20 protein-coding genes are annotated in these 20,654 nt (G+C 67.2%); 3 read left to right on the top strand and 17 right to left on the bottom strand.

Going from position 1 to position 20,654, the window contains the following annotated elements; translation table 11 throughout:
* Window positions 1-6 precede the first annotated feature (6 nt).
* The 9 genes from MF6396_RS22285 to MF6396_RS22245 form a co-directional block, all read right to left on the bottom strand.
* Complete coding sequence (locus MF6396_RS22285) at window positions 7-1,629, bottom strand: methyl-accepting chemotaxis protein (RefSeq protein ID WP_043861634.1); 1,623 nt, start codon at window positions 1,627-1,629, stop codon at window positions 7-9.
* A gap of 2 nt (window positions 1,630-1,631) precedes the next feature.
* Entirely contained in the window at window positions 1,632-3,650 is a 2,019-nt protein-coding gene (locus tag MF6396_RS22280; RefSeq protein WP_078481605.1) for a chemotaxis protein CheA, read from the bottom strand.
* Between the two features lie 2 nt (window positions 3,651-3,652).
* Complete coding sequence (locus MF6396_RS22275) at window positions 3,653-3,979, bottom strand: STAS domain-containing protein (protein ID WP_078481604.1); 327 nt, start codon at window positions 3,977-3,979, stop codon at window positions 3,653-3,655.
* 5 nt (window positions 3,980-3,984) lie between these two features.
* Window positions 3,985-4,350, bottom strand: coding sequence for a response regulator (locus tag MF6396_RS22270; RefSeq protein ID WP_078481603.1), 366 nt, complete (start codon window positions 4,348-4,350; stop codon window positions 3,985-3,987).
* Window positions 4,351-4,367: 17 nt separating this feature from the next.
* The gene (locus MF6396_RS22265; protein ID WP_238596463.1) at window positions 4,368-5,438 is read right to left on the bottom strand and encodes a methyl-accepting chemotaxis protein; all 1,071 of its coding nucleotides are present in this window, start codon (window positions 5,436-5,438) and stop codon (window positions 4,368-4,370) included.
* Between the two features lie 331 nt (window positions 5,439-5,769).
* The gene (locus MF6396_RS22260) at window positions 5,770-6,249 is read right to left on the bottom strand and encodes a glycine zipper domain-containing protein (protein ID WP_043861639.1); all 480 of its coding nucleotides are present in this window, start codon (window positions 6,247-6,249) and stop codon (window positions 5,770-5,772) included.
* 304 nt (window positions 6,250-6,553) lie between these two features.
* Window positions 6,554-8,890: an FdhF/YdeP family oxidoreductase gene (locus MF6396_RS22255; RefSeq protein ID WP_054915919.1), complete on the bottom strand. Its 2,337-nt coding sequence runs from the start codon at window positions 8,888-8,890 to the stop codon at window positions 6,554-6,556.
* On the bottom strand, window positions 8,887-9,723 hold the full coding sequence (gene fdhD, locus MF6396_RS22250; protein WP_054915920.1) for a formate dehydrogenase accessory sulfurtransferase FdhD: 837 nt from the start codon (window positions 9,721-9,723) through the stop codon (window positions 8,887-8,889). Before fdhD ends, MF6396_RS22255 begins: the two co-directional genes overlap by 4 nt.
* A 94-nt stretch (window positions 9,724-9,817) precedes the next feature.
* Entirely contained in the window at window positions 9,818-10,705 is an 888-nt protein-coding gene (locus MF6396_RS22245) for a LysR family transcriptional regulator (protein ID WP_054915921.1), read from the bottom strand.
* An 84-nt stretch (window positions 10,706-10,789) separates the two neighbouring features.
* Here MF6396_RS22245 and lysM point away from each other — a divergent pair, with 84 nt between their 5' ends.
* Entirely contained in the window at window positions 10,790-11,230 is a 441-nt protein-coding gene (gene lysM / locus MF6396_RS22240) for a peptidoglycan-binding protein LysM (RefSeq protein ID WP_078481601.1), read from the top strand.
* A gap of 83 nt (window positions 11,231-11,313) precedes the next feature.
* Here lysM and yrfG read toward each other — a convergent pair whose 3' ends face one another.
* Window positions 11,314-11,976, bottom strand: coding sequence for a GMP/IMP nucleotidase (yrfG, locus tag MF6396_RS22235; protein ID WP_043861644.1), 663 nt, complete (start codon window positions 11,974-11,976; stop codon window positions 11,314-11,316).
* 73 nt (window positions 11,977-12,049) lie between these two features.
* Between yrfG and nudE the strand changes: the two genes are divergently transcribed.
* Both nudE and cysQ read left to right on the top strand, forming a co-directional pair.
* A complete protein-coding gene (gene nudE / locus MF6396_RS22230; RefSeq protein ID WP_043861645.1) occupies window positions 12,050-12,616 on the top strand; it encodes an ADP compounds hydrolase NudE in 567 nt (188 codons plus the stop codon).
* Window positions 12,613-13,440 carry a 3'(2'),5'-bisphosphate nucleotidase CysQ gene (gene cysQ, locus MF6396_RS22225; RefSeq protein WP_078481599.1) on the top strand — a complete coding sequence of 276 codons (828 nt, stop codon included), beginning with the start codon at window positions 12,613-12,615 and terminating at the stop codon, window positions 13,438-13,440. The genes nudE and cysQ overlap by 4 nt, the downstream gene beginning before the upstream one ends.
* Here cysQ and MF6396_RS22220 read toward each other — a convergent pair.
* The 7 genes from MF6396_RS22220 to rfbB all read right to left on the bottom strand — a co-directional run bounded on the left by MF6396_RS22220 (window position 13,429) and on the right by rfbB (window position 20,602).
* Window positions 13,429-13,881 carry a YiiD C-terminal domain-containing protein gene (locus MF6396_RS22220; protein WP_043861647.1) on the bottom strand — a complete coding sequence of 151 codons (453 nt, stop codon included), beginning with the start codon at window positions 13,879-13,881 and terminating at the stop codon, window positions 13,429-13,431. The two genes, cysQ and MF6396_RS22220, sit on opposite strands and share 12 nt — an antisense overlap.
* On the bottom strand, window positions 13,881-15,293 hold the full coding sequence (locus tag MF6396_RS22215) for a sigma-54-dependent transcriptional regulator (RefSeq protein ID WP_043861648.1): 1,413 nt from the start codon (window positions 15,291-15,293) through the stop codon (window positions 13,881-13,883). Before MF6396_RS22215 ends, MF6396_RS22220 begins: the two co-directional genes overlap by 1 nt.
* Window positions 15,290-17,104, bottom strand: a complete 1,815-nt coding sequence (locus MF6396_RS22210) for a sensor histidine kinase (protein WP_078481598.1) — start codon at window positions 17,102-17,104, stop codon at window positions 15,290-15,292. The genes MF6396_RS22215 and MF6396_RS22210 overlap by 4 nt, the downstream gene beginning before the upstream one ends.
* Before the next feature lie 144 nt (window positions 17,105-17,248).
* The gene (gene rfbD / locus MF6396_RS22205; RefSeq protein WP_054915923.1) at window positions 17,249-18,109 is read right to left on the bottom strand and encodes a dTDP-4-dehydrorhamnose reductase; all 861 of its coding nucleotides are present in this window, start codon (window positions 18,107-18,109) and stop codon (window positions 17,249-17,251) included.
* Window positions 18,106-18,651, bottom strand: a complete 546-nt coding sequence (gene rfbC, locus MF6396_RS22200) for a dTDP-4-dehydrorhamnose 3,5-epimerase (RefSeq protein ID WP_043861650.1) — start codon at window positions 18,649-18,651, stop codon at window positions 18,106-18,108. The genes rfbD and rfbC overlap by 4 nt, the downstream gene beginning before the upstream one ends.
* Complete coding sequence (rfbA, locus tag MF6396_RS22195; RefSeq protein WP_078481596.1) at window positions 18,642-19,523, bottom strand: glucose-1-phosphate thymidylyltransferase RfbA; 882 nt, start codon at window positions 19,521-19,523, stop codon at window positions 18,642-18,644. The genes rfbC and rfbA overlap by 10 nt, the downstream gene beginning before the upstream one ends.
* Complete coding sequence (gene rfbB, locus MF6396_RS22190) at window positions 19,520-20,602, bottom strand: dTDP-glucose 4,6-dehydratase (protein WP_078481595.1); 1,083 nt, start codon at window positions 20,600-20,602, stop codon at window positions 19,520-19,522. The genes rfbA and rfbB overlap by 4 nt, the downstream gene beginning before the upstream one ends.
* Between the last annotated feature and the right edge of the window lie 52 nt (window positions 20,603-20,654).

Raw genomic sequence — 20,654 nt, 5'->3', positions numbered from 1 at the left:
CCTCGGTCAAGTGAAGCTGACGAACTGGCCTTCATCGATCAGCGCCTTGTGGGTGGGCTTGTAGGCGCCGACTTGCGGTTCGCCCACCCGGGGCAGGGCACGCGCAGTGCTGCCGGCCTCGAAGCGGAAGAAGCCGATCAGCTCCTGCAACTGGCCGGCCTGGGCGTTCATCTCTTCGGCGGTGGCGGCCAGCTCTTCGGAAGCCGAGGCGTTCTGCTGGGTGATCTGGTTCATCTGGCCCATGGCGATGTTGATCTGCCCGGCGGCGCTGCTCTGCTCCTGCGAGGCGGCGGTGATTTCCTGCACCAGGTCCGAGGTCTTCTGGATGTTGGGCACGATCTCGCTGAGCAGGCTGCCGGCCTGTTCGGCCAGTTGCACGCTGCTGGAGGCCACCTGGCCGATTTCCTGCGCCGCCACCTGGCTGCGTTCGGCCAGCTTGCGCACCTCGGCGGCCACCACGGCAAAGCCCTTGCCGTGATCGCCGGCACGGGCGGCCTCGATGGCGGCGTTGAGCGCCAGCAGGTTGGTCTGGTAGGCAATGTCGTCGATGATGCCGATCTTCTCGGCGATCTGCTTCATCGCCAGCACCGTGTCGCCCACTGCGCCGCCGCCCTGCACCGCGTCGTTGGCCGCCTTGCCGGCGATGCCGTCGGTGACCTTGGCGCTTTCGGTGTTCTGCGCGATCGAGGCCGACATCTGCTCGACCGAAGCGCTGGTCTGCTCGACGCTGGCGGCTTGCTCGTTGGCCGCCTGGCTCAGCGATTGCGAGGTCGAACTGACCTGTTCGGAGGCCGACGACAGCGCATCGGCGGCGCTGCGTACATCGCCCAGGATGCTGCGCAGGCGCAGGGTCATGTTCTGCATCGAGCCCAGCAACTGCCCGGTCTCGTCCTTGTGGGTCACTACCAGGTCCTGGCTCAGATCGCCGGCGGCCATGCGGTCGGCGGCCTGCACTGCGCCTGCCAGCGGCCGGGTGATGCTGCGGGTGACCAGCACGCCGATCAGCATGCCGATCAGGGTTGCGGCGGCGACCAGGGCGATCATCTGCACCCGCGAGCGTTCGTAGATGACGCTGATCTCGGCGTTCGCCTCGCCGGCGCGCGCCTGCTTGGCAGCGCTGGCCTCACCCAGCAACTGGTCGACCACGTTGGCCGCCGCGACGTTCTGCGGCATCAACGCCAGCGCTTCGGAAGCAATCTGCAGGTCGCCCGACTGCTGGTGCACCCCCAGCAACTGGTTGGCCACGCTGATGTAGGCCTGCAGCGGCGCGTCGATTCTTTCCACCTGGGCGCGGCCTTCCTTGGTGATGAAGTGCTCGCGCGCCTTGATCAGCAGTTCGCGGGTCTTTTCCATCGCCGCGCGGGCGGTGGCGGCCGACTGGTCGCGCTCCTGGGCGGTGGTGGAGAGCAGGCTCTGGCGCACGGCGCGGTTGGCCATCAGCAGCTGGATGTTGGCTTGCTGCAAGGTGCTCAGGCCGGCCACGTCCAACTCGTACATGCGGTCCGACAGGCCGTTGACCTGCTCCAGGTTGCGCAGGCCGATGACTCCGATGAGCGCGGTCAGCGCCACCACCAGCAGAAAGCCCAGGGTCAGGCGCACGCCTATCTTCATATTGCTGATCAACTGCATGTCTATTCTCCGGAAGGGCTTGGCAACAGGTGCGGCGTCTCGCCTTCGGCGCGTTGCTGCGACTGGCGGAACAGGCTGGGGATATCGAGTATCAGCGCCACCTGGCCAGAGCCGAGGATGGTCGAGCCGCTGATGCCACTGAGGTGTTGGAACAGTTGCCCCAAGGGCTTGATCACGGTCTGCAGTTCGCCGTGCAACTGGTCGACGATCAGCCCGGCATGCTGCCGGCCCTGGCTGACCACCACGATGTTGCGGCGCACGCAGGCGCTGCGCGGCAGGCCGAAATGCGGTTGCAGGTCGATGCACGGCAGCGGCCGCCCGCGCAGGTTCAGGTGGCCCTGCTCGGCCTGGTTGGCGGGCGCCTCCATGCATTCGGTGACCATGTCCAGCGGGATCACGAAGTGCTCCTCGCCCACGCTCACCAGAAACCCGTCGATGATCGCCAGGGTCAGCGGCAGGCGGATGCGGAAGGTGCAGCCATGGCCGGCCCTGGAGTCGATCTCGATGACCCCGCGCAACTGGTCGATGGCGCTGCGCACCACGTCCATGCCCACCCCGCGTCCGGACAGGTTGGACACCTGCTCGGCGGTGGAAAAACCCGCTTCGAAGATCAGCAGGTGGATGTCCTGTTCGCTCATCGGCGAATCGCTGTCGAGCATGCCGCGGGCGATGGCCTTTTCGCGGATCTTCGCGGTGTTCAGGCCGCGCCCGTCATCCTGGATCTCGAGCACGATCATGCCCGAGTCGTGGTAGGCGTTCAGGCGCAACTGACCCTGCTCGGGCTTGCCGGCGGCGCGGCGCTCGGCAGGGGCCTCGATGCCGTGGTCGATGGCGTTGCGCACCAGGTGCACCAGCGGGTCGGCGATGCGGTCGATCAGGGTCTTGTCCAGCTCGGTGTCGCCGCCGCTGATGGTCAGCGCGATCTGCTTGTCCAGCGCCTGACTCACATCGCGCACCACGCGGTGGAAGCGGTTGAAGGTCTCGCCCACTTCGACCATGCGCAGTTTCAGCGCCCGCTCGCGGATCTGCTCCACATGTTGCTGCACCGCCTGCACGCTTTCGATGCAGGCGGCGTGGGCACTGCGCAGGGCCTGCATCTGGGCGCCGGCGGTGGCGATGACCAGCTCGCCGACCAGGTTGATCAGCTCGTCGAGCTTTTGCGCAGCCACCTTGACCTGGCTGCTGGAGGCAGTGCGCGGCTCGCCGGCGGGCATCGATGGCAAGGGTGTGGCGGTTGCAGGCGCCAACGTTTGCGCCGGTGCGCGGGGTTCGGCCGGCAAGGCGGTATCGGTCGGCTCCTGGGCCTGCAGGCGCAGGGTGCAGAAGTCCTGCACCAGGGCGAACACGTCTTCGAGCTGCTCGCGGCTGGCGTCGCTGTGCAGGCTCACTTCGAAGCCCAGGTAGCAGGCCTCCGGGTCGAGGCTGTCGAGCTCCGGCACGGCCCAGGTGAGGGTCTGCAGGCTGAGGATGTCGCCCAGCCGCGCCAGGTAGCGGATGAACGCCGCCGGGTCGAAGCCGTTGCTCAGCAGCTCGCTGGCAAAGCGGATCGACAGGTGCCAGGTACGCAAGCGGGGCGCACCGTGCGGGGCTGCCAGCGGGTTGTCCACAGACGCGGGCAGCTCGCCCTGATGTGCCTGCAATGCCGTCAGCAGGGCGGCGTGGCGTGGCGTGTGCGCTGGCATGCTGACCTGCTGCGGGTCGATGCTGTCGAGCATCACCCCCAGTTCGTCCATGCACTGCAGCATCAACGAGGTGAGCGGAGCGTCCAGCACCCGCGCACCGTCGCGTACCCCCATCAGCAGGTTTTCCAGCTGGTGCGCCAGCGCCACCAGTGGGTCGAGGGAGAAGATCCCCGCCGAGCCCTTGAGCGTGTGCACGGCGCGAAACAGCGCGTTGATCGCCGCGTCGTCATCGGGGCGGGCTTCCAGGCGCAGCAGGCTGTCTTCGGCTTCCTTGAGCAGGTCGCGGGCCTCTTCGAGAAAGCCCTGCAGCAGCTGGCTCCATTGCTCGGCGTCGAACATGCTCACTCCTCGCACGGCACGGGGCTACCGGCCGGGCACAATGCGGGCAGGCGCAGCAGCTCCAGCAACGCCCGGGCGTTGCCCGGCAGGGCGATCACCTCGGCCTCGTGGCCATTTGCGCAGAGGGTCTTGTGCAGGCTCAGCAGCAGTTGCACGCCGGCACTGTCGAGCTCGCCCAGGCCGCCCAGGTCCAGTTGCCAGGGCACTGGCTGAGCGGGCAACAGGGCCAGCAGCTGCTCGCGTGCGGCGCGCACCTCATAGATGGTCAGGTCGCCGTCCAGGCGTAGCCGTGCGGGGATGTCGGCGGTGGCTGCGGCGAGTGTGAACATGCGCGTCAGCCAATCAGCTTTTCGACAGCCGCCAGCAACTGCTGGGGCTGGAACGGCTTGACGATCCAGGCCCGCGCTCCGGCGGCCTGGCCCTCGGCCTTCTTGGCCTGCTCGCTTTCGGTGGTGAGCATCATGATCGGGGTGAAGCGGTATTCGTTGCGCGCCTTGAGCGCCTTGACCAGGCCGATGCCGTCCAGGTTGGGCATGTTCACGTGGCTGATCACCAGGTTGATCTTCTGCCCGGTGAGCTTGTTCAGCGCGTCGCGCCCGTCACAGGCTTCGATCACCTGGTGGCCGGCGCTGGCCAGGCTGATTTTCACGAGTTGGCGCATCGAGGCGGAGTCGTCCACGATCAGGATGGTCTTGGCCATGTTCAGGGCTTCCGGAGTTAGAAAAAGGTCACGTCGCTGCTGGATGCCGACTGGCTGTGGCCAGCCCGTTCCTCGCTGGTGGTGAAGCGCTGGCGCAATTGCTGCAGCCAGCCTTGCGGGTCGTGCAGGCGCGGGTCGTCGTGCGCCAGGGCATCGAGCAGTTGCAGCAGGTCGGCCTGCAGGTGGTCGAGCATCTGGTCGGCGCGATCCTGGAACTGCAGGCTGACCATGATCGCGTGGATATCTGCCTGGGTGGCGCGGGCATCCTGTTGCAGCGCCCGCGAGGCGCCGTCGAGGGCGTCGAGGTTGCCGCCCAGGTCGCTGATCACCTCGTCGAGCACCTGCTCCAGCTCGCGCAGGTTGGCCTGTTCTTCGCTGCCCAGCACGGTGGCGGCATCGATGCTGGACTGGATCGACTGGTTGATCTCGCCCACCTTGGCGTCCATCGACTGGCCGGTCTCGGCCGACAGGCTGGAGAGCTTGCGCACCTCGTCGGCGACCACCGAGAAGCCGCGGCCGAACTCGCCGGCGCGGGCAGCCTCGATGGCGGCATTGAGCGCCAGCAGGTTGGTCTGGCTGGCAACTTCCTGCACGCGCTTGGCCATCTGCTGGAGCTGGCCGGCGTAGCTGCCCAGATGATTGATGGTGGTCAGAAATTCATGCTGGCGCTGGCTGCTGGCAGCGAAGCTTTCGGTGACCCGGCGCAGGCGCTGGTTGGCCTCGCGCAGGTTCTCGCCCACGCCGCCATTGGCCAGCACGTTGTCGGCGTCGTTGAGGCTGTGTTCCAGGCGCTGGTTGATGGCGCCGAAGCGTTCGAGCAACTGGCTGATGTTGTCGCCCAGCAGGGTTCGGCTCTGTTGGAGGCTGTCGATCCAGCTGGGCGCCACCACCGGCAGCAGGGTGTGCAGTGGCGGCTGTTCGAGCACGATGGGCGCGTCGCTGACCGCAGCCACCTGTGCCACGGGGCGCGGGCGCAGCAAGGTGCTGGCAAGCAGTACCAGCGACAGCCCGGCCAGGCCCAGGGGCAGCAGGTCGAGCAGCAGGCCGCAGGCGCCGAGGGCCGTGCCGATCCATATTCCCAGGTACATCCGCATTCCGTGCGCCCACTGCGTCGCTTAAGGTGGGGCGGATCATAGCGATTGCTATTTGACGTCAAAATCGGGACGCCCCTTAAGCCGACCCGTCAGTCACAAAACAGCCGACGCAAACAGGCCCCTGCCGATGTTGATCGGACAGTCAATATAAAAGGCTGGAAAGCTGGCCGAACAACAGGCTCGAAGGTTTTCGCGCAGGGGGCGGGGCGGGGAAAGGCTTAGGTGAATGGCTTAAGCCAATGGCGTGATGGCACATGGCTTGATTGCTACGTTTGCGGGTACAACTGCGGCGCTGCCGGCGCGGGGCCGGCAGCGTCGATGGAATTCAGCGGTGACGCCAGCGTTTGTCGTGCTTGCGATGGCCGTAGTGGTGGCCGCGATCGCGGTAGTGGCGGCGGTCGTCGTAGCCGCGGCCGCGGTTGTTGTAGCGGCGGTCTTCGTCGTCGCTCTTGTTGCCCATGTAGTTGCCCAGTGCACCGCCCGCACCGCCGCCGGCTGCGGCGCCGATCAGGCTGCCGGTGTTGCCGCCCACGCTGCGGCCCACCACGTTGCCGCCGGCCGCACCCAGTGCGCCACCGATGGCCGCCTCGCCGCGGCTGCGCTTGTCGGCACCTACCGCGCTACCGGCTGCACCGCCCAGGCCGGCGCCGATGGCCGAACCGGTGCTGCCACCGATCGACTGGCCAACCACCGAACCCAATACCCCGCCCAATGCGCCGCCGATACCGGCTTCGGTGGAGCCACCTGCCGAGGCAACGCCACTGAGCAGGCCGAGAGACAACAGCAGAATCGAGGAGTACTTCATAAGGGAGCCTCAAAGGGATGACGAGGCGATCCTGAGGCTCTGCAACACGCGCTGGCAACGCAAATCCGACGATTGGCACGACGTGTATACAATTTTATAAGTTACTGTTTTTACAGTGAAACTTAATGCGTTTTTGCGGGTCTGAGCTTACTTGGGACGAAGGCCCTGGCAGTGATGCCAGGGCCTTTTTCTTGCCCGTAGTTATGCGCTGAACGAACTGGCCTCTTCGCTGGCAAGCCAGCTCCCACAGCGTTCTGCATGCGCCGCAAGACCCTGTGGGAGCCGGCGTTGCCGGCGAAGGGGCCTAGATGATCCTGGCCGTGGCGCTGGCCGCCTCGATCCTGATCGCCACGAACTTCGACGTCGGCGTATGGCTGCCATCGCCCACGCTTTCCAGCGGCACCAGCGGGTTCACCTCGGGGTAGTACGCTGCCGCCTGCCCCGCCGGAATGTCGAACGCCAGCAAGGTGAAGCCCTTGACCCGGCGCTCGCGGCCATCGCCCCACAACGACACGATATCGGCCTTGTCACCGGGGTTGAAACCCAGCCGGATGATATCCGCCTCGTTGGCGAACAGCACGTCGCGCTGCCCCTTGACCCCACGGTAACGGTCATCCAACCCGTAGATGGTGGTGTTGTACTGATCGTGGGAACGCATCGACTGCATGATCAGGTCCGGCACCTGGCCGCTGGCGCGCACGCTCTCGTGCAGCAGGTCGTCGGGCAACGCATTGGCCTTGAAGTTGGCCCGCCCGCTGGGCGTCTTCCACTGGCGCTGGCCGGCGCTGTTGCCCAGGTAGAAGCCACCGGGGTGCTGCAGGCGCTGGTTGAACCCCTCGAACCCTGGAATGGTGTCGGCGATCAGTTCGCGAATGCGCCCATAGTCGGCCACCAGCCAATGCCAGTCCACCGGTTTGCTGCCCAGGGTGGCGGCAGCGATTCCGGCGATCACCGCCGGCTCCGAGCGCATCTGGCGCGACAGCGGTTTGAGCTGGCCGTTGGAGGCATGCACCATGCTGAACGAGTCCTCCACCGTCACTGCCTGCGGGCCTTCGCCCTGCAGGTCGATATCGGTGCGTCCCAGGCACGGCAGAATCAGCGCCTGCTGCCCGTGGATCAGGTGGCTGCGGTTGAGCTTGGTGCTGATCTGCACCGTCAGCTCGCAGTTGCGCAGCGCCTGCGCAGTGCGCTCGGTGTCGGGGGTGGCCTGGGCGAAGTTGCCGCCCAGCCCGATGAACACCCGCGCCTTGCCATCGAGCATGGCGCGAATCGCCTCCACCGTGTTGTGGCCGTTGTGGCGCGGCACGGCAAAGCCGAAGCGGCGCTCCAGTGCATCCAGCAGCGCCACCGGCGGGCGTTCGTTGATGCCCATGGTACGGTCGCCCTGCACGTTGCTGTGGCCGCGCACGGGGCATAGCCCGGCCCCTGGCACCCCAAGGTTGCCGCGCAGCAGCATCAGGTTGGCGATTTCCTGGATGGTCGGCACCGAGTGACGGTGCTGGGTGATGCCCATGGCCCAGCACATGATGACTTTTTCGGCCCGCGCATACATGCGTGCGGCCTGCTCGATATCGGCCAGGCCCAGGCCCGACTGTTGCACGATCTGCTCCCAGCTGCTGGCCTCGACCACTTCAAGGTAGGCCTCCACGGCCGCAGTGTGCTCGGCGATGAAGGCATGGTCGAACACCGCTGGCGCACCTGTTGCCTGCGCCTCGCGCTCCCACTGCAGGAGGAACTTGGCCATGCCGCGCAGCAGCGCCATGTCGCCGCCCAGGGCGGGGCGAAAATAGGCGGTGTTGGTCGGACGATCACCGTTGGTGAGCATCTCCAGCGGGTGCTGCGGGTGCTGGAAGCGCTCCAGGCCGCGCTCCTTGAGCGGGTTCACGCACACCACCTGGGCACCGCGCTTGACCGCCTCGCGCAGCGGTTCAAGCATGCGCGGGTGGTTGGTACCAGGGTTCTGGCCCCACACGAAGATCGCGTCGGCGTGCTCGAAATCGTCGAAGGTCACCGTACCCTTGCCGACCCCGACGCTCTGGCCCAGGGCCACGCCGCTGGCCTCGTGGCACATGTTCGAACAGTCCGGGAAGTTGTTGGTGCCGTAGGCGCGCACGAACAGCTGGTACAGGTAGGCCGCCTCGTTGCTGGCCCGGCCCGAGGTATAGAACTCCGCCTGGTCGGGGCTGGTCAGGCCGTTGAGGTGGCGCGCGATCAGGGCGAAGGCGTTGTCCCAGCTGATCGGCTGGTAACGGTCGTTGGAGGGGTTGTACACCATCGGCTCGGTGAGCCGGCCCTGGTACTCCAGCCAGTAGTCGCTCTGGCCCAGCAGCGAGGTGACGCTGTGGCGGGCGAAGAAGGCCGCATCGACCCGGCGCTTGGTGGCCTCCCAGTTGACCGCCTTGGCGCCATTCTCGCAGAACTTGACCATGCCGCTTTCCGGCGAGTCGCCCCAGGCGCAGCCCGGGCAGTCGAAGCCGCCGTTCTGGTTGGTCTTGAGCAGGGCGCGGATGTTCTTCAGCGCGTTGTCGCTGCCGATCCAGGCCTGCGCCACACTGCGCAGCGCGCCCCAGCCGCCGGCGGCGCCGTGGTAGGGCTTGTAGCGGGGGACCGGCTTCTGGTCGGCTTGATGATGCAGGCTCACGGGCGACTCTCCTGCGCCGGGCTGTAGACCCTTGGCGCACTGTGGTGCGGCAGGTGGATAAGGTTGAGCTGGTGGCGGCGCGCCCATTGCAGCGCCAGGCCGGTGGGCGCAGACAGGCTCACCAGGGTCTGGATGCCGGCGCGCAGCACCTTCTGGATCAGCTCCAGGCTGCAGCGGCTGGTGACTACCGCCAGGCCGCCGTCGAGGGCGATGTGCTGACGCACCAGGGCGCCGATCAGCTTGTCCAGGGCGTTGTGCCGGCCGATGTCTTCGCGGCCCAGCAGCAGTTCGCCCTGATCGTTCATGAACAGTGCCGCGTGCACCGCGCCGCAGTGCTGGCCCAGTGGCTGGAAGGCGCTGATGCGCTGGCGCAGGCCGTCCAGCCAGTGCGGCGGCGGCAGGGGCGCGCCGGGCAGCACCTGCAGATCGGGCAGCGCCTGCTCCACCGCCTCGACGCCACACAGGCCGCAGCCGCTGGTGCCGGCCAGTTGGCGGCGCTGGTTCTTGAGGTTCCAGAAGGCGCGGCTGGCTATCTGCACCTCGGCATGGATGGCCGAGCCGCTGGCCGTGAAGCTCACGTCATAGATGTCGTCGGGGGAGGCGATGATGCCGCTGCCGATGCTGAAACCGACGATGAAGTCGTGCAGATCGGTAGGGCTCACCAGCATCACCGCCTGGCTGATGCCGTTGTAGGCGATCGCCAGGGCCACCTCTTCGGCGAGGTCGGCGCCACCCTGGCTGTTGTCGTCAAGCTGGCGGTAGTCGTAGCGGTTGCTGGCAGCGGGCGCGGCCAGGGGCGTGGACGCCCCGCAGGCCGGGGGTTTGATGGTCATCGGCAGGTACCGGCAGGCAGGTCAGCCTTAAGCCTAGGCCTGCACTCGGGTATCGTCTAATCGCTACTGCCGATGCATTGATAGAGCGCGTCGATCACGCCGGGTCGAGCGACAGGCGGTACTCGGCGATGCAGGCCTCGGCCAGGGCCGAGCGCGGCGCGCTGCGGCGCATGATCAGCCCCAGGGGCGCCAGCGTGGTGGCCTGGTCTATCGGTTGCAGGCGCAGGTGGCCGGTGAGTGCTTCGAGCCCGGCGTTCAGCGGCATCACCGCGCAGCACAGGCCACCCTCCACCGCTTGCACCAGCTGATGAACGGCGTCGGTCTGCAACAGCAACTGCGGGGCCAGGCCGCGGGTATGGAAGGCGTGGTCGATGGACTGGCGAAAGTGCATGCCGGCGGTCAGCAGGCCCAGCGGCAGCTCGGCCACGGCCTCCCAGCTCAACGGCTGTTCGGCGAATGCGAAGTGACGTGGGTCGAACAGCAGGCCCATGCGTGTGTCGCCCAGGGGCAGGGCCTCGAAGCGCTCGCTGTCGAGACGCTCCAGGTACGACACGCCCAGGTCCAGGCGGTTGCTCGCCAGCTGGTCGAGAATCTGTTCGGAGCTCAACGCGCTCAGCTCGAAACGCAGCTCGGGGTGCTGGCGGTGCAGGCGCTGCAGCAGCGGCAGCGGGTCGAAGCTCGACAGCGGCACCACCCCCAGGCGCAGCGTGCCGGCCAGGTGCCCGCGACAGGCGGCGGCCTCGGCGTACAGGCCGTCGTAGGCCGAGAGTACCGAGCGCGCCCAGGCCAGCACGCGCTCGCCCTGGGCGGTGAAGCCCTCGAAACGCTGGCCGCGGTTGACCAGCGGCAGGCCCAGTTCGCGCTCCAGGTTGCGCAGGCGCATCGACAGCGTGGGCTGGGTCACGTGGCAGCGCGCGGCGGCCTGGCCGAAGTGGCGGGTTTCATCCAGGGCGATGAGGAATTTGAGTTGTTTGATATCCATCGTCGTTCCGGGGCATTGGCAGGCGAAGCATTCTATCTTGTCCTAGACTGCCTGCTCCGGTCATTGATACCTAAGGAGCACAGGATGAGCATTTTTAGTTTCGTGAAAGAAGCGGGTGAAAAACTGATCGACCTGCTCACCCCCGGCAACGCCAAGGCTGACGACCAGTTGAAGGAGCACGTGCAGAAGGTCGGCCTGGGCAACCCGAACATCCAGACCACCGTCGACGGCGACAAGGTCACGGTCACGGGCGAGGTAGGCAGCCAGGAAGAGAAGGAGAAGATCCTGCTGGCGCTGGGCAACATTGCCGGCGTGGCGTCGGTGGACGACCAGCTCACCGTGACCGGCCCGGTCGTGGCAGCGGCGCGTTTCGTGGTGGTGAAGAAGGGCGACACGCTGAGTGCGATTTCGTTGGCGGTGTATGGCAATGCCAACCAGTACAACAAGATCTTCGAGGCCAACAAGCCGTTGCTGAGCCATCCCGACAAGATCTACCCGGGGCAGACGCTGCGTCTTCCGGAGTAAGGCTCCAGCTTGGTGGTGCGGCCTTCGCCGGCAACGCCGGCTCCTACAGGTAAGGTGCCTTGTGTAGGAGCCGGCGAAGCGGCCTACAGCCCCTGCAACAAGTCCCGATAATCTTCCTGCGCCGCAAACTCCGCCGTATCCCGCGGCCCCTTGCGGCTGTCCGGCTGGCGCACTGCCAGCAGGTGCGCCACGCCAAAGTCGCGCGCGCTGCGCAGTATCGCCAGGGTGTCGTCGATGAACAGGCTGCGTGCCGGGTCGAACCCGGTATCCGCGTGCAATGCGCTCCAGAACTGCTGGTCTTCCTTGGGGAAGCCATAGTCATGGGAGCTGATCAGCCGCTCGAAATAGGGCGCCAGCGCCACCCGTTCCAGCTTCAACGACAACGAATCGCGATGAGCATTGGTGATCAGGATCACCCGCTTGCCGGCCTGGCGGATCGCCTGCAGAAAGGTGTCGGCGTCCGGGCGCAGCGCGATCAGGTCGGCCGTTTCCAGTTTCAGCTCGCGCACCGGCAGCTTCAGCTCGGCACTCCAGAAATCCAGGCAGTACCAGTTCAGCGAGCCGGCGTGGCGTTCGAACAGCGGCTGCATTTCCAGCTCGGCCATCGCACGGCTGATGCCATGCAGCTCGGCGTAGCGTTGGGGCAGGTGCTCCAACCAGAAGTGGTTGTCGTAGTGCAGGTCCAGCAGGGTGCCGTCCATATCCAGCAATACGGTATCGATGTCGTGCCAGGCCAGGGAGGGCATGTGAAATATTCTCGTTCGATCCAGACTCGGTGGACGGTATAGTACCCCGTTACCGCCAAGGAGCCGCCCCCTCATGCGCCAGAAACCCACTGTCCTCAGTCGCGAAATTGTTGCAAGCAGCCGCCTGTTCCGTGTCGAAGCGGTCGAGCTGCGCTTCAGCAACGGCACCGAACGTACCTATGAACGCCTGGTCGGGCGCGGCAACGGCTATGGCGCGGTGATGATCGTGGCGATGCTCGATGCCGAGCACGCGGTGCTGGTGGAGGAATACTGCGGCGGCACCGACGAGTACGAGCTGTCGCTGCCCAAGGGCCTGATCGAGCCCGGTGAAGACGTGCTGGCGGCGGCCAACCGTGAACTCAAGGAAGAGGCCGGCTTCGGCGCCCGGCAGCTGGAACACCTGACCGAGCTGTCGCTGTCGCCCGGCTACATGAGCCAGAAGATCCAGGTGGTGCTGGCCACCGACCTGTTCGAAGAGCGCCTGGAGGGCGACGAGCCCGAGCCGATGCGTGTCGACAAGGTCAACCTGCGCGAGCTATCGGCCCTGGCCCAGCATCCGCAGTTCTCCGAAGGGCGGGCGCTGGCGGCGCTGTACCTGGTGCGTGACCTGCTGACCCAGCGCGGCGTGTTCGGCGCATGAACGACCGCGAACTGATGCAGCAGGTGGTGCAGCTGACCCGGCAGGCGGGCGCTGCCATCCTGCCGTTCTGGCGTGCGGACGTGGCCGTGCAGACCAAGCTCGATGCCTCGCCGGTGACCGCAGCCGATATCGCCGCCCACGACGTGATCGCCGCTGGCCTGCAGCGGCTGGCGCCCCATATCCCGGTGCTGTCCGAGGAAGACTGCGACATCGGCCTGGCCGAGCGCCAACAGTGGCAGCGCTGGTGGCTGGTGGACCCGCTGGACGGCACCAAGGAGTTCATCGCCGGCAGCGAAGAGTTCACCGTCAACATCGCCCTGGTCGAACAGGGTCGGGTGGTATTCGGCGTGGTCGGGGTGCCCACCACGGGGCGTTGCTACTACGGTGGCCAGGGCCTTGGCGCCTGGCACGAAGACCCGCACGCGCCGGCAGCGCCGATCAGCGTGCGTGCGGCGCCGCCTGCCGGCACCCCGTTCACCGTGGTCGCCAGCCGCCGCCACAGCAGCCCCGAGCAGGAGCGCCTGCTGGCCGGCCTGAGTGCGGCGGTGGGTGAGCTGGAGCTGACCTCCGTGGGCAGCTCGCTCAAGTTCTGTCTGCTCGCCGAAGGCGCCGCCGACTGCTACCCGCGCCTGGCGCCGACCTCGCAGTGGGACACCGCCGCCGCCCAGGGCGTGCTCGAAGGCGCCGGCGGCGAAGTGCTGGGCCTGGACGGCCAGCCGTTCGCCTACCCATCCCGCGAAAGCCTGCTCAATCCTTTCTTCCTTGCCCTGCCAGCCGCAGCGCCGTGGCGCGCCAGCCTGCTCGCGCTCGCCTCAGCGGTGTAGCACGTACTGCCCGCCGAACTGCACGGCGGGCGTTTCACTGCCTTCGTTGAACACCTGGGTGTGCAGGGTCAGGCGCGCGCGGCCGTAGCGCTGGTAGGTGGCCACGAAGCGCTCCCAGACCTTGGCCTCGGGCGCCGCGCACACCGCCACGCCGGCGCCGGTGACCGGCAGCGGGTAGCTGATCTGGCCTTCCTGGATGACGATATGCCCGTCGCCGATGCCCGCCTCGCGCAGGCGCAGGTGCAGCCAGCCCCAGCCTGCCAGCACGGCCGCGCAATACAGGCTGCCGCCGAACATGGTGCTCTTGTGGTTGACGTTGGCCGCCAGCGGCAATTGCAGGCGCAGCCGCTGGTGCTGCCAGTCGAGCACCTGCAGGCCCATCTCGCGGGTCAGCGGGATGTCGGCGTGCAGCACGTCCTGCAGGTAATGGCTCGGGTTCATCAGCGGTTGTCCTCGGTGTCGTCGGTGCCACTGGCATTGCTGTCGGCAAAGCTCAGGCCGTGTTTGCGCAGCTTGTCGTGCAGGGTCTTGCGCGGCACGCCGAGGGCTTCGGCCAGGCTGCGCATCGAGCTGTGCGGGCGGGTCAGTTCGGCGGCGATCAGCGAGCGTTCGAACTGCTCGACCTGGTCGCTGAGGTTGCCGCTGCCCGGCGCTGCCTGCGCCTGATCGACCGGGCCAGGGCTGTCGCCGTCCAGGGCCAGCTCCAGGCCCAGGGCGAAGCGCTCGGCGGCGTTCTGCAGCTCGCGCACGTTGCCCGGCCACGCATGGCGCAGCAGCGTCGCACGTTGCGCCGGTTGCAGCACGTGGGGGGGCAGGCCGTGGCGTTCGCTGGCGGCGTCGGCAAAATGCTGGAACAGCATCAGCACATCGTCGCCGCGCTCGCGCAGGGGGGGGATGCGCAGCGGCGCGACGTTTAGGCGGTAATACAGGTCGGCGCGAAAACGCCCCTGGTCGGCAGCCTGGCGCAGGTCTTCCTTGGTGGCGGCGATGATGCGGATATCCAGCGGGATCAGCTGGTTGCCGCCCAGGCGCTCGACCACCCGCTCCTGCAGCAGGCGCAGCAGCTTGACCTGTACATCCAGGCTCATGCTCTCGATTTCATCGAGAAACAGCGTGCCGCCATTGGCGAATTCGAACTTGCCGATGCGCCGCTTCTGCGCCCCGGTAAAGGCCCCCGGCTCGTGGCCGAACAGCTCGCTCTCGACCACCGATTCGGCCAGGGCACCGGCGTTGATCGCCACGAACGGGCCGTCGCGCCGGCTCGACAGGTCGTGCAGCGCGCGCGCCACCACCTCCTTGCCGGCGCCGGTCTCGCCCAGTATCAGCACATCGGCGCGGGTGCCGGCCAGCGCGCCGATCTGCTCGCGCAGTCGGGCCATCGGGGTCGACTGGCCCACCAGGCGCGTGCTCAGTTGCTGGCGATCGCTCAGGGCCAGGCGCAGGCTGCGGTTGTCCAGCACCAGGCGGCGCAGCGCCAGGCCGCGGCGCACGCTGTCGAGCAGGGCGTCGCTGGCGAAGGGCTTTTCGAGAAAGTCGTAGGCCCCGGCGCGCATCGCCTGCACCGCCAGCGGCACGTCGCCGTGGCCAGTGATCAGCAGCACCGGCAGGTCCGGGTCCTGGGCATGCAGTTGTTCGAGCAGTTGCAGGCCGTCGATGCCGGGCATGCGGATATCGCTCACCACCACCCCGGGCCAGTCGCTTTCCAGGCGCGCGGCCAGGCCCTGGGCGTCGCTCAGGGGCAGCACGCGCAGGCCGGCGAGGTCCAGGGTCTGGCTCAGGGCCTGACGCAGGTGCGGGTCGTCATCGACCAGGACGACCTGGGTGCGGCTGTCGATCAGTGTGTCGGTCGTCATGCCGAGGAGTCCTCCGAGGTTTGAAGCGCGGCGCCGGGGGTGGCCACGCGCAGTTGCAGGGTCAGCAGCGCACCGCCTTCCGGGTGGTTGGCCAGCACCAGCTCACCGCCCAGCGCGTTGATCAGCGTATCGCAGATCGCCAGGCCCAGGCCCAGGCCCTGGGTGCGCGTCTTGGTGGTGAAGAACGGCTCGCGTGCGCGCAGCAGGGCCTGGCTGCTGAAGCCCGGGCCGTTGTCGCGAATGGTCAGGTAGACGCTGCCTTCGCGGCGTTCGGCACTTAGCCAGAGCTTGCGCGGGTTGGCCTTTTCGGTCAGTGCGTCGAGGGCGTTGGCCAGCAGGTTGCCCAGTACCTGGCGCAGGCGGGTTTCGCCGGCCTGCACCCACAGGGTGGCCTCGGGCAGGTCGCGCACCAGCTCCACCGCCATCGCCCGGCGCCGCTTGGCCAGCAGGGCCAGGGCGTCGTCCAGTGCCGGCTGCAGCGCCACGCTTTCCGGCGCATGCCGGTCACGCCGGGCGAAGGCGCGCAGGTGGGCGATGAGCGAGGCCATGCGCCCGGTCAGTTCGCTGATCAGCTTGAGGTTGCTGCGCGCATCGTCGGTGCGCTGGTGGTCGAGCAGGATCTCGGCGTTCTCGGCGTAGCTGCGGATCGCCGCCAGCGGCTGGTTGAGCTCATGGCTGATGCTTGCCGACATGGTGCCCAGCACCGACAGCTTGCCGGCCTGCACCAGCTCGTCCTGGGCACGCACCAGTTCCTGCTGGGCCTGCTCGCGCTCAAGCACTTCGGTCTTGAGGCGGCTGTTGAGGCCTTCGAGGGCGGCGGTGCGTTCGGCCACGCGCAGCTCCAGCTCCTGGCGGGCGCGGGCCTCGAAGTCGAGGCGGTCCATGTAGTTGCGCCGGCGCTGCATCACCAGCCCGAGCAGCAGCATCACCACCAGCAGGGTGGCGGCGCCGATGAACAGCACCGTGCTCACCGAGCGGTCGACCAGGGTGCGCGGGGCCAGGATGCTGACCTGCCAGCCGGTCTCGGGGATGGCCTGGGTCTGGGTCAGCCAGGCATCGGGGTTGAGCCTGAGGGGCTTGGGCGTGGTGGTGGGGTAGGGCTGGATCGCCACGATCGCGTCGCGCTCGGCCTCGCTGAGCGGGCGCGTGGCGCGAAAGCGCCAGTCGGGGCGCGAGGTGAGGATCACCACGCCGTTGTGGTCGGTCACCAGCAGTTGCTCGGGGGTTTTGCCCCACAGGGTTTCGGTGTGATCCAGGTCGATCTTGGCCACCAGTACGCCGATCACCTGGTCGCCGTCGCGCACTGCTGCGGCGAAGAAGTAGCCGCGCTTGGCCGAGGTGGTGCCCTGGCCGAAGAAACGCCCCAGCCGGCCCTGCATGGCTTCGCTGAAGTAGGGGCGGAACGAGAAGTTGCGCCCGGCAAAGTTGTCGTGCTTGTTCCAGTTGGAGGCCGCCAGGGTGTTGCCGTTGACGTCCATCAGGTACATCACCTCGGCGCCGGTCTGCGCGCAGATGTCGTCGAGCAGGCGGTTGGCGTTGGTCAGGGTCTCGAGGCGTATCGGGTCGGCCAGCACCGCGCGCAATGCCGGCAGGTCACCGAGGATCTGCGGCAGGGTCTCGTAGCGGTGCAGGGTGCCCAGCAGGTTGGCCACGTACAGGTCCAGGGTCTGGCGGTTCTGGCTGGCCAGTTCCTCCTGGTAGTAGTGCTCGGCCAGACGTTGCAGCGGCCACAGCAGCGGCGCCAGGCACAGCGCCAGGAGGGCCAGGCTGCGCCAGCGCGGACGGCGGGGGAGGGTCGGGGTCATGGTCATCGCAAACCGGGCTTTGGTGGGGGGCCGCGTTGCAGCCCATCGCGGGTCAAGCCCGCTCCCACAAGGCCACTGATTATCCCGTGGGAGCGGGCTTGACCCGCGATGGCGTCGCAAAGGGCGCAGAAACGTTGGCCGCATTATGCGCTACTTCAGGCACTCGATCAGCGCTTGACGCCAGTCTGGCTGCTCCACCTGCCACTGCTGGCGCAGGCGGCTGCAGTCCAGGCGCGAGTTCAGTGGGCGCTGCGCCGGGGTCGGGTATTCGCTGGACGGGATCGGCAGCAGCTGCGCGCAGGGCCTGCCCTGAGCCTTCAGATGCTCGCCGATGGCCTGGGCGAAACCGAACCAGGAGGTCTGGCCCTGCGCGGTCATGTGGTAGGTGCCCCACGCACCCGCCTGCCCGGCCTGCCAGCGCTGGATCAACGCCAGGGTGCTGGCGGCCAGGCTACCGGCCCAGGTCGGTGCACCGATCTGGTCGGCGACCACGCGCAGCTGCGGTTTTTCCTGCAGCAGACGCTGCATGGTCAGCAGAAAATTGCGCCCGTGCAACGAGTACACCCAACTGGTGCGCAGTGTCAGGTGCGCGCCGCCCACGGCATGGATGGCCTGCTCGCCAGCCAGCTTGCTGCGTCCGTACACGCTCAGGGGGTTGGGCGCGTCGTCTTCGGTGTAGGGCGTGGCCTTGCTGCCGTCGAACACGTAGTCGGTGGAGTAGTGCAGCAGCGGTACGCCCAGCCGTGCGGCCTCCTCGGCAAGTACACCGGGTGCAGTGGCGTTGATGGCGAAGGCCAGCGCAGGTTCGTTTTCGGCCTGGTCGACTGCGGTATAGGCGGCGGCGTTCACCAGCAGGTCGGGGCTCAGCTCGCGTACTACCTGGCGGATGCGTTCGGGCTCGGCCAGGTCGAGCTGTTCGCGGCCCAGTACATGCACCTGGCCCAACCCGGCCAGGCGCTGCTGCAGGGCCTGGGCGAGCTGGCCATTGCGCCCGGTGATGAGGATTTTCATGGGAACAGGTCGGCGTCCTTGAGCAACTGGCCGACCTGATCCTTGGCCGACAGCTGCGGCGGTGCGTCCAGTTGCCAGTCGATGGCCAGCTGCGGGTCGTCCCAGCGAATGCAGCGCTCGGCGCTCGGGTTGTAGTAGTCGGTGGTCTTGTACAGGAACTCGGCGCTGTCGCTGAGCACCCGGAAACCGTGGGCAAACCCCTGGGGGATCCACACCTGCCGGTGGTTGGCGGCCGACAGGTGTACCGCCACCCATTGCCCGAAGGTCGGCGAGCTGCGGCGGATATCCACCGCCACGTCCAGCACCTCGCCCTGGGTCACGCGCACCAGCTTGCCCTGGGGGTTGTGCACCTGATAGTGCAGGCCGCGCAGCACGCCGCGCAGCGAGCGTGAATGATTGTCCTGCACGAACTGTGCATCGATGCCGGTTGCGGCCCTGAAGGCCTGGGCGTTGAAGCTCTCGTAGAAGAACCCGCGGTCATCGCCGAACACCCTGGGTTCGAGGATCAGCACGTCCGGTAGCGCGGTGGCGATCACTTCCATTGCTGGTCTCCGGTCAGGCCGTACAGGTACTGGCCGTAGCCGGTCTTGCCGAAGGCCTTGGCCCGTTCCAGCAGACGCTCCTGGCAGATCCAGTCCTGCTGGAAGGCGATCTCTTCAAGGCAGGCGACCTTCAGGCCCTGGCGATGCTCGATGGTCTGCACGTACTGCGAGGCCTCCAGCAGGCTGTCGTGGGTGCCGGTGTCGAGCCAGGCGAAGCCACGCCCGAAGCGCTCCACGCGCAGGTCGCCACGGCGCAGGTAGGCATTGTTGACATCGGTGATCTCAAGCTCCCCACGCGGCGAAGGCTTGATGTCGCGGGCGATGCGCACCACGTCGTTGTCGTAGAAGTACAGGCCGGTGACCGCGTAGCTGGACCTGGGCTGCGCGGGCTTTTCTTCGATCGACAAGGCGTTGCCTGCCGCGTCGAACTCGATCACGCCGAAACGCTCCGGGTCCTTGACCCAATAGCCGAACACCGTTGCGCCGCTGGAGTGGGCGGCGGCGCGCAGCAGTTGCTCGGTGAAACGCTGGCCGTGGAACACGTTGTCGCCCAGGATCAGGCACACCGAGTCGTCACCGATGAACGATTCGCCGATCAGGAACGCCTGGGCCAGGCCGTCGGGCGAGGGCTGCTCTGCATACTCGAAGTGCACCCCGAACTGGCTGCCGTCGCCCAGCAGCTGGCGAAAGTGTGGCAGGTCGTGAGGGGTGGAGATGATCAGGATCTCGCGGATGCCGGCCAGCATCAGCACCGAGATCGGGTAGTAGATCATCGGCTTGTCGTAAACCGGCAGCAGCTGTTTGGAAATGCCCAGGGTGATGGGGTGCAGGCGCGTGCCGGAGCCGCCTGCCAGTACGATGCCTTTGGTCATGCAATCAGGTCCTTGAAATCGCTGTTGCCCAGGCGCTGGCCCTGGTAGCTGCCGTCCTGCACATGGCGGCACCATTCCAGGTTATCCAGGTACCACTGCACGGTCTTGCGCAGGCCGGTGGCGAAGGTTTCTTCAGGGCGCCAGCCCAGCTCGCGCTCGATCTTGCCGGCGTCGATGGCGTAGCGCAGGTCGTGGCCGGGGCGGTCCTGCACGAAGGTGATCAGGTCGGCATAGCGCGCCACGCCCGCCGGGTGTGCGGGGGCCAGCTCTTCGAGCAGTGCGCAGATGGCGTGCACCACCCCGAGGTTGGTCTGCTCGTTGTGCCCGCCGATGTTGTAGGTCTGGCCTACCTCACCTGCGGTGACCACCTTGAGCAGGGCGCGGGCATGGTCCTCGACGAACAGCCAGTCGCGCACCTGCTGGCCGTTGCCGTACACCGGCAGCGGCTTGCCCGCCAGGGCGTTGAGGATCACCAGCGGGATGAGTTTTTCCGGGAAGTGGTACGGCCCGTAGTTGTTCGAGCAGTTGGTCAGCAGCACCGGCAGCCCGTAGGTGCGCTGCCAGGCGCGCACCAGGTGGTCGGACGCGGCCTTGCTCGCCGAGTAGGGCGAACTGGGTGCGTAGGGGGTGGTTTCGGTGAACAGGTCGTCGACCCCATGCAGGTCGCCATACACCTCGTCGGTGGACACGTGATGGAAGCGAAACGCCTCGCGCTCGGCGGCCGGCAGCGTGCCCCAATAGGCGCGGGTGGCTTCGAGCAGGCTGTAGGTGCCGACGATGTTGGTCTGGATGAACGCCGCTGGCCCGTCGATGGAGCGGTCGACATGCGACTCGGCTGCCAGGTGCATGATCGCCTGGGGCCGGAAGCGCTCCAGCACCGCGCTCACCGTGGCCTGGTCGACGATATCGGCCTGCACGAACTCGTAGCGGGTGTTGCTGGCGATGCTGTGCAGCGACTCCAGGTTGCCGGCGTAGGTCAGCTTGTCCAGGTTGAGCACGTGGTGGTCGGTGTGCTCGATCAGGTGGCGGACCAGCGCCGAACCGATGAAGCCGGCACCGCCGGTGATGAGTATGCGCATGTCGAATGGCCTTTGGTGCAGCGGGTGGTGTTCAGGTGGCTCGTAGCTTGTC

This window comes from Pseudomonas sp. MF6396, from assembly GCF_002018915.1.
GTDB lineage: Bacteria > Pseudomonadota > Gammaproteobacteria > Pseudomonadales > Pseudomonadaceae > Aquipseudomonas > Aquipseudomonas palmensis.
This window is presented reverse-complemented; position numbering and strand designations above follow the sequence as displayed.

Coding starts and splice junctions, on each gene's coding strand:
- nudE (WP_043861645.1), top strand. CDS start 12,050: ATGCGCCAGAAACCCACTGTCCTCAGTCGCGAAATTGTTGCAAGCAGC.
- MF6396_RS22220 (WP_043861647.1), bottom strand. CDS start 13,881: ATGAACCCGAGCCATTACCTGCAGGACGTGCTGCACGCCGACATCCCG.
- rfbD (WP_054915923.1), bottom strand. CDS start 18,109: ATGAAAATCCTCATCACCGGGCGCAATGGCCAGCTCGCCCAGGCCCTG.
- MF6396_RS22260 (WP_043861639.1), bottom strand. CDS start 6,249: ATGAAGTACTCCTCGATTCTGCTGTTGTCTCTCGGCCTGCTCAGTGGC.
- rfbB (WP_078481595.1), bottom strand. CDS start 20,602: ATGCGCATACTCATCACCGGCGGTGCCGGCTTCATCGGTTCGGCGCTG.
- yrfG (WP_043861644.1), bottom strand. CDS start 11,976: ATGCCCTCCCTGGCCTGGCACGACATCGATACCGTATTGCTGGATATG.
- MF6396_RS22280 (WP_078481605.1), bottom strand. CDS start 3,650: ATGTTCGACGCCGAGCAATGGAGCCAGCTGCTGCAGGGCTTTCTCGAA.
- fdhD (WP_054915920.1), bottom strand. CDS start 9,723: ATGACCATCAAACCCCCGGCCTGCGGGGCGTCCACGCCCCTGGCCGCG.
- lysM (WP_078481601.1), top strand. CDS start 10,790: ATGAGCATTTTTAGTTTCGTGAAAGAAGCGGGTGAAAAACTGATCGAC.
- rfbC (WP_043861650.1), bottom strand. CDS start 18,651: ATGGAAGTGATCGCCACCGCGCTACCGGACGTGCTGATCCTCGAACCC.
- MF6396_RS22210 (WP_078481598.1), bottom strand. CDS start 17,104: ATGACCATGACCCCGACCCTCCCCCGCCGTCCGCGCTGGCGCAGCCTG.
- MF6396_RS22265 (WP_238596463.1), bottom strand. CDS start 5,438: ATGTACCTGGGAATATGGATCGGCACGGCCCTCGGCGCCTGCGGCCTG.
- MF6396_RS22270 (WP_078481603.1), bottom strand. CDS start 4,350: ATGGCCAAGACCATCCTGATCGTGGACGACTCCGCCTCGATGCGCCAA.
- MF6396_RS22245 (WP_054915921.1), bottom strand. CDS start 10,705: ATGGATATCAAACAACTCAAATTCCTCATCGCCCTGGATGAAACCCGC.
- MF6396_RS22275 (WP_078481604.1), bottom strand. CDS start 3,979: ATGTTCACACTCGCCGCAGCCACCGCCGACATCCCCGCACGGCTACGC.
- cysQ (WP_078481599.1), top strand. CDS start 12,613: ATGAACGACCGCGAACTGATGCAGCAGGTGGTGCAGCTGACCCGGCAG.
- MF6396_RS22215 (WP_043861648.1), bottom strand. CDS start 15,293: ATGACGACCGACACACTGATCGACAGCCGCACCCAGGTCGTCCTGGTC.
- rfbA (WP_078481596.1), bottom strand. CDS start 19,523: ATGACCAAAGGCATCGTACTGGCAGGCGGCTCCGGCACGCGCCTGCAC.
- MF6396_RS22285 (WP_043861634.1), bottom strand. CDS start 1,629: ATGCAGTTGATCAGCAATATGAAGATAGGCGTGCGCCTGACCCTGGGC.